Origin of the sequence: Streptomyces sp. 8K308, from assembly GCF_004348315.1 — a bacterium.
Lineage (GTDB): Bacteria > Actinomycetota > Actinomycetes > Streptomycetales > Streptomycetaceae > Streptomyces.
Genome location: NZ_SMKC01000247.1, coordinates 1 through 11,024 on the forward strand (window position 1 = coordinate 1; position 11,024 = coordinate 11,024).

General features: G+C 72.5%; 7 protein-coding genes and 3 pseudogenes. 5 read left to right on the plus strand and 5 right to left on the minus strand.

Annotation, left to right across the window (positions count from 1 at the left end; all coding sequences use genetic code 11):
- Positions 1-15: 15 nt before the first annotated feature.
- A pseudogene (locus tag E1265_RS26390) lies at positions 16-752 on the minus strand (SDR family NAD(P)-dependent oxidoreductase).
- 92 nt (positions 753-844) lie between these two features.
- Between E1265_RS26390 and E1265_RS26395 the strand changes: the two are divergent.
- Positions 845-1,707, plus strand: a pseudogene (locus E1265_RS26395) (LysR family transcriptional regulator).
- Positions 1,708-1,749: 42 nt separating this feature from the next.
- Here the strand turns inward: E1265_RS26395 and E1265_RS26400 are convergent.
- The 4 genes and pseudogenes from E1265_RS26400 to E1265_RS26415 form a co-directional block, all read right to left on the minus strand.
- Positions 1,750-2,051 (minus strand): annotated as a pseudogene (locus tag E1265_RS26400) (SDR family oxidoreductase); the annotation flags it as partial.
- A 411-nt stretch (positions 2,052-2,462) separates the two neighbouring features.
- Positions 2,463-3,485 carry a LacI family DNA-binding transcriptional regulator gene (locus E1265_RS26405; protein WP_132933510.1) on the minus strand — a complete coding sequence of 341 codons (1,023 nt, stop codon included), beginning with the start codon at positions 3,483-3,485 and terminating at the stop codon, positions 2,463-2,465.
- A 133-nt stretch (positions 3,486-3,618) separates the two neighbouring features.
- A complete protein-coding gene (locus E1265_RS26410) occupies positions 3,619-4,824 on the minus strand; it encodes an MFS transporter (RefSeq protein WP_132933511.1) in 1,206 nt (401 codons plus the stop codon).
- Positions 4,821-7,685 carry a glycoside hydrolase family 2 TIM barrel-domain containing protein gene (locus E1265_RS26415; protein ID WP_132933512.1) on the minus strand — a complete coding sequence of 955 codons (2,865 nt, stop codon included), beginning with the start codon at positions 7,683-7,685 and terminating at the stop codon, positions 4,821-4,823. Before E1265_RS26415 ends, E1265_RS26410 begins: the two co-directional genes overlap by 4 nt.
- Before the next feature lie 245 nt (positions 7,686-7,930).
- Between E1265_RS26415 and E1265_RS26420 the strand changes: the two genes are divergently transcribed.
- The 4 genes from E1265_RS26420 to E1265_RS26435 form a co-directional block, all read left to right on the plus strand.
- Positions 7,931-8,968: a LacI family DNA-binding transcriptional regulator gene (locus E1265_RS26420; protein ID WP_132933513.1), complete on the plus strand. Its 1,038-nt coding sequence runs from the start codon at positions 7,931-7,933 to the stop codon at positions 8,966-8,968.
- 109 nt (positions 8,969-9,077) lie between these two features.
- Positions 9,078-10,142: an aminoglycoside phosphotransferase family protein gene (locus E1265_RS26425; protein WP_347877250.1), complete on the plus strand. Its 1,065-nt coding sequence runs from the start codon at positions 9,078-9,080 to the stop codon at positions 10,140-10,142.
- Positions 10,121-10,528, plus strand: a complete 408-nt coding sequence (locus E1265_RS26430; RefSeq protein ID WP_132933514.1) for a YciI family protein — start codon at positions 10,121-10,123, stop codon at positions 10,526-10,528. Before E1265_RS26425 ends, E1265_RS26430 begins: the two co-directional genes overlap by 22 nt.
- Positions 10,529-10,536: 8 nt before the next feature.
- The coding region (locus E1265_RS26435) for a sigma factor (protein ID WP_279571466.1) at positions 10,537-11,024 on the plus strand (488 nt) is incomplete at its 3' end.

The following is an 11,024-nucleotide window of genomic DNA, read 5'->3' on the forward strand; positions in this document are numbered from 1 at the left end:
GTTCGGGGTTCGGGGTCACCAGGGGATGAGGCCGTCGTCGTCGAAGAACGAACCGGTCGGGCCGCCGGCCGGCAGCGTGGCGAGCCGGATCACCGTGGCCGCGCCCTGCCCAGGAGTACGGGGTCCGTGGAAGCCGGTGAAGTCGGTCGCGACCAGGCCCGGGCAGGCGGCGTTGATCAGGATGTTCGTACCCGCGAGACGTCGGGCGTACTGCACGGTGACGGCGTTGAGGTACGACTTCGACGGCGAGTAGGCCGCCATGATCGGGCCGGCCTTGACGTCGGAGCTCGCCTGCCGGGTCAGGGAGGCGACGCTGCTTGAGACGTTGACGACGCGCGGCGACGTCGAGCGCCGCAGCAGCGGCAGCATCGCGTTGGTCACCCGGATGACGCCGATGACGTTGGTCTCACGACCGCCCGGACCTCGTCGAGGTCGAGCGTGGTCGGGTCCTGCACCCACCCCGGCCCCGTCTCCCCTGAGATGCCGGCGTTGTTGACCAGTGCGTCCAGGCGCCCGGCCTGCCGCTCGACCAGTTCCGCGGCTTCGGTGACGCTCTGGTCGCCGGTCACGTCCAGGGGCACCCCGAACGCGTCCACCCCGGCGGCCCGCAGCTTCTCGACGGCGGACTCGCGCCGTAACCCGTTGCGGGCCCCCACGCCCACGCGGTACCCGAGGACGCCGAGTCCCCTCGCGATCTCGTACCCGATCCCCTTGTTCGCGCCGGTCACCAGCGCGACCTTCGTTTCGCTCATGTCGCTGATACTCGCCCGCGGACGAGCGGCGCATCCAACACCGATACAGTGCCCTGTCATACCCGGTAGGTATCACTGAGAGGGCTGTGGCCATGGACGCCTTGGAGACCCGCGAGCTGAGGTACTTCATGGCCGTCGCGGAGGAACTGCACTTCGGCCGCGCCGCCGAACGCCTCGGCATGGCCCAGCCACCGCTGTCCCGGGCGATCCAGCAGTTCGAGCGGCGCCTCGGCGTCTCCCTGCTCGAACGCAACCGCCGCGGCGTCTCCCTGACCGACGCCGGAGAGGTACTGCTACACGAGGGCCGTGCGGCCCTCGACGCGACCGTCGCCGCCGCTCGCCGCACCCGGCGCGCCGGTGGCGCCGACCGGCCTGGCGGCCCCCGCAACCGCCTGGTGCTTGCGGTGAAGGCCGCCGCGTCCCACGAGTTGCTGCGGAAGCTCCTCGACGCCTACGCGGCCGAGCCCGACGCCGTCGACATCGAGGTGCTGCCGAGCGGCACGTGTGAGCAGGAGCAGATGCTGCGCGACGGCCGCGCCGACGTGGCGCTCATGCACAAGCCGTTCAACTCCCTCGCCGGGTTCGACAGCGAGGAGCTGCTGACCGAGGGACAGATCGCCATCCTGCCCGCCGGCACCCGCTTGCCGCGCGCAGGACCCTGTCCGTGGCCGACGTCAGCGACGTCCCCGACCTCCCGCTGGCCCGCTGGTCCCGCCACGGCACCTACCCGTCCGGCCCGGGCCCCGAGATCCACGACCAGACGCAGCTGGCCCAGCTGATCGCCCTCGGCCGCACCGTGGCCATCTTTCCCGACTCCGCCCGCGCCTGGCTGTGGGCCGGGCACGCCGCCGTCCCCCTGACCGACGCGCCTCCCGTCGTCACCCACATCGCCTGGCCCGCGCACAGCCGCTCCGCCGCCCTCGCCGGACTGATCCGCACGGCCACCCGGCTGTGACCCTCTCCGGCCTCGCGTCGCCAACGGATGTCGCCCCGTGGGTCAGAGCTGGTTCTCGCCGCCGTCGACGTACAGGTTGGCGCCGAGGACGAAGCTGCTCTGCTCGGAAGCGAGGAAGGCCACCACGTCGGCGACCTCCTCCGGGCGCCCGATCCGGCCCAGTGGGACGCCCGCGGCGAACCACGCCTTGGTGAGGGGCCCGCCTCCCGCGGCCACGGCGTCGAGCGCGGGGGTGTCGATGGTGCCCGGCGAGATCGCGTTGACCCGGATGCCGCGGCTCTTGAGCTCGTTGGCCCAGATACGGGCGAAGGACCGGTCGCCGCCTTGGCGGCCGCATACGTGCCCGCCCGTATCGGTTGATCCATCTGGCCATCCTTTCTGAGGAGTTGGCGGGGAGCGGAACCGGTCCCGGTCCCACCGGGCAGCAGCCGGTGGAGCCCACAGATGGGCGTGCGGCGCGCCCCGAGCGCGGCAGCCATGGGATACCAGGGTGTCGGCCGAGGGCTCACCACACGGTGGCGGGCGGTGCTCGGACGCCTCACCTTCTCGGCCGCCTGGGCGCAGCCTCACCGGAACGGGATGGAGCGGTGCGTGACGCGATGGTGCGTGGCGCCACGGTGCGACGGTCGGCGGAGGGCAGGGAGCCGTCCACCAGCGATCCTCGACGTTCGAATCACCGAACGCCGAGTCGATGCATCAGACAGCAAGGATGACAGGCAGCGCGCGGAACGCCGCCTCTCGACAGGATTCGGCGTTCAGCCGCGGAAAGGAGCGGTGCTGTCGCGGACCACGAGCTCGGTGGCGAGCTCGGCGCGCCTGCGATCCAACGGCCGGCCCCGGGCCAGCGTGATCGCCATGGTGGCGGCGGTGGCGGCCATGTCGGCGAGCGGCTGGCGGACGGTGGTGAGCGGCGGGGTGAGCCACTGGCTCGGGAAGAGGTCGTCGAAGCCGACGACGCTCAGATCCTCGGGAACGCGCAACCCGGCCTCGGCCGCCGCCCGGTAGACGCCGAGCGCCTGGCCGTCGGTGCTCGCGAAGACGGCCGTCGGCGGCTCCGGCAGGCGCAGCAAATCGCGGGTGTGCTTCAGGCCGTCCAGGATGTGGAATTCGCCGACGCGGACCAGCGTCGGGTCGAGGGGGATGCCGGCCAGGTCGAGGGCGGCCCGGTAACCGTCGAGCCGGGCCCGGGCGGCCAGGAGGTGTTCGGGGCCGGCGATGACGGCGACGCGCCGATGCCCGAGCTCCAGCAGGTGCCGAGTGGCGGACAGCCCGCCGCTCCAGTTGCTCGCACCCACCGACGGCACACCGTGCCCAGGCTCCCCGGTCGGGTCCACGAGCACGAACGGTATGCCCCGGGTGCGCAGCCGCTCGGCCTGCTCACCGGTCGGCCCCGAGAACACCGAGACCACGCCGGTCGGGCGGCGGGCCAGCACCCCCTCGACCCAGCCGCGCTCCGGAGTGTGACTGCCCCCGAGCTCCGAGACCACCACGGCCAGTTGGTGCTCCGCGGCCACCCGCTGGACGCCGCGGTAGATCTCGGTCGGATAGGGCCCGCGCACCTCGTGGAGGACGAGTTCGAGCAGGGCGGCCGGCCCCGCCACCTTCTGCCGCCGGTAACCGTGCCGGCGAATGAGGTCCTCGACCAGCGCACGGGTCGCCGGGGCCACGTCGGCCCGCCCGTTGACGACCTTGGAGACCGTGGCCACCGAGACCCCGGCGCGCTTCGCGAGCTGCGCGATGGTCAGCGGCTCGCCCTGGCGATCATCGGCTGCGGACATGCCGGAAGTCTAACGATCTAGCCAGGCCCGCACATCCTTTCGAATACCTTCGCCGGCACCACCCGGGGCGCGGGCCACGTCCATCGCGAGGCGCCCTCCAGCCGTCCTCCGCCGGCTCCGTTTCCCATGGCCGTCACGCCGCCCCTGACCGCCAGGACCCGGATGTCCTCGTCAGGCGGATCAGCCGGACCGTCGCGACCAGGGAGGCGGCGGACAGTGCGGTGAGCAGCCAGGGCACGGCATGGATCCCCGACACCTCGATGCCCAGGCCGAGCAGGGGCGGCGCCGCCACACCGCCGAGCATCGAGGCCGCGATGACCCAGGCGCCGGCGCGTCTGGACTGTGGGAGGGCCCTGTTGAGCCAGGGCAGGCCGGTGGGGAAGACGGGCGCGATGAACAGTCCGAGACCGGCGTAGGCCAGGGGCGCCGCGCCCTTGAAGAGCGTGAGCAGCAGGCAGACGGTCATGCCGGCCGCGCACACGGTGAGGATGCGTTCCGGGGAGTACCTCAGCGTGATCGGGACGACGAGGAAGCGGCCCGCCGTCATCATCAGCCAGTACACGGATGTCGCCGAGGCGGCCACGGTGGCGCCGTAGCCGATGGTTTCCAGGTGGGTGGGTTCCCAGCCGCCCGCACCCGCCTCGACGGCGACGTTCAGGATGTAGAGGGCGACGAAGCCGACGAGGACGCGGGACACGCCCAGCTTCACGGACGGCTCGGCTTCGGACGGCGCGGCTTCGGACGGGGCGCCGGCCGCCGTCCTCGTGCGGATGCCGTTCGTGGTCAGGGTGAGCGCCGCCGCCAGCACCGCGCAGCCGGCGAAGGCGTACGCGTAGTCGTCGGGGCCCAGCCAGGCCACGACGGCCGGCCCGAGCACCGCTCCGATGCCGAAGTGGGCGTTGAGCACGTTCAGCATGGCGGTGGACCTCTCGCCGAAGCCGACCGCGAAGAGTTGGTTGAGGCCGTAGTCGATGCCGCCGAAGCCGAGGCCGCCGAGGAAGGCGGCGGCCAGTGCCACGGGCCAGTTGGGGGCGAGCGCGAAGCCCGCGCCGCCGGCCGCCATCAGGCCGTAGCTCGCGACGACCAGCGCCCGGTTGCTGATCCGGGCGTGGATGGCGTTGAAGGCGAGGACCCCCGCGAGCCCGCCCGCGAAGTGCAGGCTCAGGCCCAGGCCCGCGCCGGACGGGGTCAGCCCGTACTCCTCCCGCAGGCCGGGGACCGCCGGGCCGTAGAGGGCCTGGAGCATGCCGATGAGGACGAATCCGACGCAGGACGCGGCCGCGGCCGGACGGGTGAAGAGCCGGCCGTCGGCCGGCGACTTCACGACCGTGTCTGTCACATGGTGTCCAGGAAGTGGAAGGAGAACTCCGCGGCCCTGGCCGGCAGGTGGTACCGCGGCAGCGGGCCGGGGCCGCAGGACTGCGAGCCGATGCCGTGCTGGCCGTGGTCGAGGTTGACCCACACCCGGTCGCCGGGCGTGAGGTCGGTGCGGTGCGCGGCGGCGTCCAGCTGCTCGTTGGTCCAGCGCCGCGCGCTGAACCAGAACTCCGGGTCGCCCTCGATCCTGAGGCCGCCGATCTCGACCCAGCGGACGTCGGCGCGGGCGCCGTTCTCCTGCGGGCGGACGTACGGCGTCTGCAGCTCGTCGACCGTGGACTCCCAACGGCCCAGCATGGCGGCCGACCTGGTGTCCGGGTACGCCTCACCTGGACCGCCGCCGAACCACCGGACGCGGTCAGTGGAGCCCGGGAGCCCGAACCGGATGCCGAGCCGGGGCAGCGGTACCGGCCAGTCGCCCTCGGGCGTCACGGAGACGGTCAGCTTCAGCCGGGTGCCGTCGGAGGTCCACCGGTAGACGGTGGCGAGGCCCGCCTCCCGGGCGGCGGGCGCCACCCTGGTCCGCACGGTCAGCGCGTCGTCGCCCAGCTCGACGGAGTCGAGGCGGTGCCGCATCCGGTGCAGGCCGAACGTGCGCCACAGCGCGCCGAAGCACACGCCGTCCTCCCAGGAGGTGCCGTCGTCGTTGTCGGTGGTCGCCCGGAAGACGTCCAGGCGCGGCCCGTCGACCGCCACCCCGCCGATCGACGTCAGGGCGCCGGTGCGGGGGTCGAAGGCGGCAGGTCCGAGGGTGATCCGCCGCTCGCCGAGTGCCGGCCTGCCGGAGGCGGTGACGGAGGGCACCTGCCGTGCGGTGACGGGGAGTTGGCCCCACGCCACGGGGTGGCCCCTCGGCGCCCACGCGGTGTCCGCCGCGAGCAGTGCCCGTATCGTCCACCGCGTCTCGCCGCCGCACGGGGCGGCCGGCGGCTCGGGCAGCCGCACGTCGGCGGACTCGCCCGGTGCGAGCGGCGGCACCGACAGGATGCCGGCCTCGACGGTCTCGCCTTCCACCTGGTACGACCACTCGAAGGCGAGCGCGGACAGGTCGGCGAAGTCGTGCCGGTTGGTGACCCGCACCGTGCCGTTCGTGCTGTCGCCCTCGATGCGGACCGGTTCGATCACCTTCCGGTACTCGAGCAGCCCAGGCGAGGGTGTGCGGTCAGGGAACAGCAGCCCGTCGCAGACGAAGTTCCCGTCGTGCAGTTCCTCGCCGAAGTCACCGCCGTAGGCGTAGCCGAGCTCGGGGTGCTCGATCCCGTGGTCGATCCACTCCCAGACGAAGCCGCCCTGGAGTCGCTCGTACGTCTCGAAGAGCCGCTGGTAGTCGGCGAGCCCGCCGGGGCCGTTGCCCATGGCGTGCGCGTACTCACAGAGGATGAAGGGGAGTCGGCGGCGCTTGTGCGTGCCGCCGTCCAGTTCCTGGCCGATGCGCTCGACCTCGGCCTGGGAGGCGTACATCCGGGAGTACACGTCCGTGTCACGGCAGTCGCGGTCGCCCTCGTAGTGGACGAGCCGCGACGGGTCCCGGCCGTGGATCCACTCGGACATGGCCGTCAGACCGCGCCCGGTGCCGGCCTCGTTGCCGAGGGACCACAGGACGACCGACGGGTGGTTCTTGTCGCGCTCGACCATGCGGGTCGCGCGGTCGAGCAGGGCCGGGGTCCAGCGGTCGTCGTCGACGGGGTTGTCGCGCCAGGACTGGTCCTCGAAGCCGTGGGTCTCCAGGTCGCACTCGTCGATCACCCACAGTCCGAACTCGTCGCACAGGTCGAGGAAGGCCGGGTGCGGTGGGTAGTGCGAGGCCCGGACGGCGTTGATGTTGTGCCGCTTCATCAGCAGCACGTCCTCGCGCATGGTCTCCGGGTCCAGGGCGCGGCCCCGCTCCGGGTGCCACTCGTGCCGGTTGACGCCCTTGAAGAGGACGGGCCTTCCGTTGACCTTGATCAGGCCGTCCTCGAGGGCGACCGTGCGGAAGCCGATCCGGAGCGGCACGCGCTCGCCCTCGGTGGCCAGCACGCCGTCGTACAGCTTGGGCGTCTCGGCGGTCCACGGCTCGACGGGGACGGTCACGGACTCGCCGGTGGCGACGTCGACCGCCAGCGCGGGCACGGTGATCCGGCCGGCCACGTCCGAGTCGACCCTCAGGGTGCCCGCGCCGGTGAGGTGGTCGTACGAGGCGTGCACGAAGAAGTCGCGGACGCTGCCGGCCGGGCGGTGCAACAGCGTGACGTCACGGAAGATGCCCGGCAGCCACCACTGGTCCTGGTCCTCCAGGTAGGAGCCGGCCGACCACTGGTGAACTCGGACCGCGAGCACGTTGCCACTCGGCCTGAGCAGCTGCCCGACCGCGAGTTCGTGCGGGAGCCGCGAGCCCTTGAACTCGCCGAGCTCCGTGCCGTTCAGCCACACCCGGGCGCAGGACTCGACGCCGTCGAAGCGGAGCACCACCTGGCCGCCCGATGGCCAGTCGGCCGGCAGGTCGAAGACGCGCAGGTGATCACCGGTCGGATTCTCCGTCGGGACGCGCGGTGGGTCGACCGGGAAGGGGTACAGGCGGTTGGTGTAGACGGGGGAGCCGTGGCCCTGCAGGACCCAGTGTCCTGGCACGGTCACCTCGGCCCAGCTCCCCGCGTCGTATCCCGGCTCGGCGAACGAGTCGTCCTCAGTGTCGGCCGCCGGTGACAGACGGAAGCGCCAGCTCCCGTTCAGGGACAGCGTCCTGGCGTCCGAGTCCGCGTACCAGGCGCGGGGCGGCAGCACCCCGGTGCCCGGCGAGACGTCCTCGACGTAGTCGGTGGCCGTTGTGGTGCGAGAAGACATCTCTCTCCTAGGTCTCGGCTCTGCCCCGGAAACGGGAGCCGCGGCTCGTGCCCTGGCGGTGCGCGACGAGCTCCCGTTACCGTTAACGTGAGCGGTAACGGATTCTGGCTCACCGAATCGGTCCCGTCAATGCCCGGTCTCGGGCGATCCGCGATCCATGGGCGGGCCGCCGGGCGCGGCACGGACCACCGGTGAACCTGATTGACTTGGGACGCGAGGCACATGGCACGGGGTGAGTAGGCGACGTGGCTGGACAGCGGAAAACGGAAGAGGAGCGGGGACGGCGCTCCCCGGGCACGGGCACGGGCAAGCGCGTCACACTCCGCGACGTGGCCGAGGCCGCCGGCGTGTCCCACCAGACCGTCTCGCGGGCCATCAACAGCAAGGGCGAGATCGACCCGGAGACCCAGCGCCGGGTGCTCGACGTCGCCCGACGGCTGCGGTACCGGCCCAGCCGGTTCGCCCGGGGGCTGGTCCGGCCGGAGGTCGTGACCGTGGGGCTCATCGTCCCCGACGTGGTCAACCCGTACTTCCCCGAGTTCATGGCCGGGGTGTTCGCGGCCGCGGACCAGCGCGGCTGGCAGGTGCTCGTGGCCAGCACCGAGAACACCCCGTCCCGGGAGCTGACCCTGCTCCGCTCGCTCGGCCGGCAGGTCGACGCACTCGTCAGCTACCTCAGCCACCCCGACGCGGAACTCGAACCGCACGTGGGCTCGGTGCCGCTGGTCATCGTCGACCGCGGGATGGCCTCGTCCACCCACGCACTGGTCGAGGTCGACACCGCGGCCGGGATCAGGGCCGGGATGCGGCACCTCATCGACCGGGGGCACCGCCGGATCGGCATAATCGACTGCACGCCGGTCTGCGACCCGTTCGTCAGGCGCCGCGTCTTCGCCGAGGTCGCCGCGGAACACGCCCTGCCCGTCGACGACAGCTGGAGAGTCGTGGGCGAGCAGACCCTGGACGGCGGCGCCGCCGCGTTCGAGGCGCTGCACGCCGCGCACCCGGACGTCACCGCCGTGTTCGCCTTCAACGACCTCGTCGGGATCGGCGCCCTCCAGGCCGCCCGCCGCCTCGGTGTCCGAGTGCCGGACGACTGCGCGCTTGTCGGGTACGACGGGCTGAGCATCACCGATCTGCTCGACCCGCCGCTGACCACCCTCCACCTCGACAAGCGGCGGTTGGGCGAACTGGCCGTCCACCAGGTCGACCAGCTCCTCGCCGGCGAGCTGCCGCCACCCGCCGTCCTGACGCCGCGCCTGAACGTCCGCGGCACGACCTGACCCGCCCTGGCGCCGACGCCACGGACGGGCCCCGCGGTCGATCCCCGCGGGCGTACCGGTGCCGGTCGGCCGACGCCCCCGGCAGGAACCGAAAGCTCTGGTGAGGTACATGGGCACGATGCACCCGAACGAGGCCGAGACCGACGCCGACCTGGTCCGGCGGCTGCTGCGCGCCCAGTTCCCCCGGTGGGCGGAGCTTCCCATCAGCCGGCTCGCGTCCGGAGGCACGGTCAACGCGATCTACCGGCTCGGCGCGGACCTGACCGTCCGGCTGCCGCTGCACCCCGGCGGCGCCGAGGCCGTCGCCATGGAGGCGCGGCTGCTCCCCCAGCTGGCGCCGCTGCTGCCGCTGCCGATCCCGGAGGTGGTGGCGACCGGTGCCCCGGGGGAGGGCTACCCCCTGCCCTGGGCGGTGCACCGGTGGATCGAGGGCCGCAATCCGGTCGAGGGCGACCTGTCCGAGCCCCGGCTCGTGGCCAAGGGGCTCGCGGAGTTCGCGATCGCCATCCGCCAGATCGATCTCCCCGGCGGTCCGCCCGCGCACCGTGGGAAGCCGCTGATCACCGAGGACCAGGAGACACGGACGGCGATCGAGGCGCTGCGCCGCACCGACGAGCCCTTCGACGCCGACGAGATCACCGCGGCCTGGGAGGAGGCGCTCGCGGTGCCGCCGTGGACCGGCCCGGCCTGCTGGACGCACTCCGACCTGATGCCGAGCAATCTGCTGCTCGCCGGAGACCGCGTCTCGGCGATCATCGACTTCGGCACCGTGGGCATGGGCGAACCGGCCACCGACCTCATCCCGGCGTGGAACCTGCTCCCCGCCTCGGCGCGGCCGGCCTACCGCGACGCGGTGGACGTCGACGACGCGACCTGGGCCCGCGGCCGGGGCTGGGCGCTGTCCATGGCGGTCATCCAACTGCCGTACTACCGCGACACCAACCCGGTCATCTCAGCCAACGCCCGGTACGTCATCAGGGAGATCCTCGCAACCTCCGCACAGCGGGAACAGGGGCCTGCTCCGGCCCGCCCAGGCCCATCCACGAGAGCCCGGAAAAAAATCCGGACGGCGATGTCGAGAATCCGCGCCCGGCTCCGTCCCCGGGGTGAACGCGACCACAATGGGTCGCACGATCACCAAGGAGAACCACGATGGCCAAGTACCTGCTGCTGAAGCACTACCGCGGCGCCCCGGCTCCGGTCAACGACGTGCCGATGGACCAGTGGAGCCCAGAGGAGATCTCGGCGCACGTGCGGTACATGAACGACTTCGCGGCCCGGCTGGAGCAGACCGGCGAGTTCGTCGACGGTCAAGCCCTCGCCCCCGAGGGAACATGGGTCCGCTACGACGGCGAGGGGCGCCCGCCGGTCACCGACGGACCGTTCGCGGAGACCAAGGACCTCATCGCCGGCTGGATGATCATCGACGTCGACAGCTACGAGCGCGCCGTCGAACTGGCCGGGGAGCTGTCGGCCGCCCCCGGGGCGGGCGGCAAGCCGATCCACGAGTGGCTCGAGCTGCGCCCGTTCTACGGCGCGGCGCCCACCATCACGGAGTGACCTCACCGATGGACGAGGTCCTGCTCAGGAGCCTCACGCCGAGCGTCATCACCGTCCTCGTCCGCCGCGGAGCCGACTTCGCGGCGGCCGAGGACGCCGTGCAGGACGCGCTGGTCGAGGCGCTCCGGGTCTGGGCGGACAACCAGCCGCGGGACGCCAAGGGCTGGCTGGTTACCGTGGCCTGGCGCAAGTTTCTCGACGCGACCCGCGCCGACGTCGCCCGCCGCCGGCGTGAGGACCGCGTCGAGGAGGAGCCGGCACCCAATCCCGCGTCCGCGGTGGACGACACGCTCCAGCTCTACTTCCTGTGCGCCCACCCGTCATTGACCCCGGCATCGGCGGTCGCGCTCACGCTGCGCGCCGTCGGCTGGCTGACCACCCGCCAGATCGCCGCGGCCTACCTGGTGCCCGAGGCGACCATGGCACAGAGAATCAGCCGGGCCAAACGCACCGTCTCCAGCGTGCGCTTCGACCGGCCGGGCGACGTCGCCACCGT

What these genes read in the sequence shown, in the direction of transcription:
- E1265_RS26405 (WP_132933510.1), bottom strand. Translation starts at nt 3,485, where the DNA reads ATGTCCGCAGCCGATGATCGCCAGGGCGAGCCGCTGACCATCGCGCAG.
- E1265_RS26415 (WP_132933512.1), bottom strand. Translation starts at nt 7,685, where the DNA reads ATGTCTTCTCGCACCACAACGGCCACCGACTACGTCGAGGACGTCTCG.
- E1265_RS26425 (WP_347877250.1), top strand. Translation starts at nt 9,078, where the DNA reads ATGGGCACGATGCACCCGAACGAGGCCGAGACCGACGCCGACCTGGTC.
- E1265_RS26430 (WP_132933514.1), top strand. Translation starts at nt 10,121, where the DNA reads ATGGCCAAGTACCTGCTGCTGAAGCACTACCGCGGCGCCCCGGCTCCG.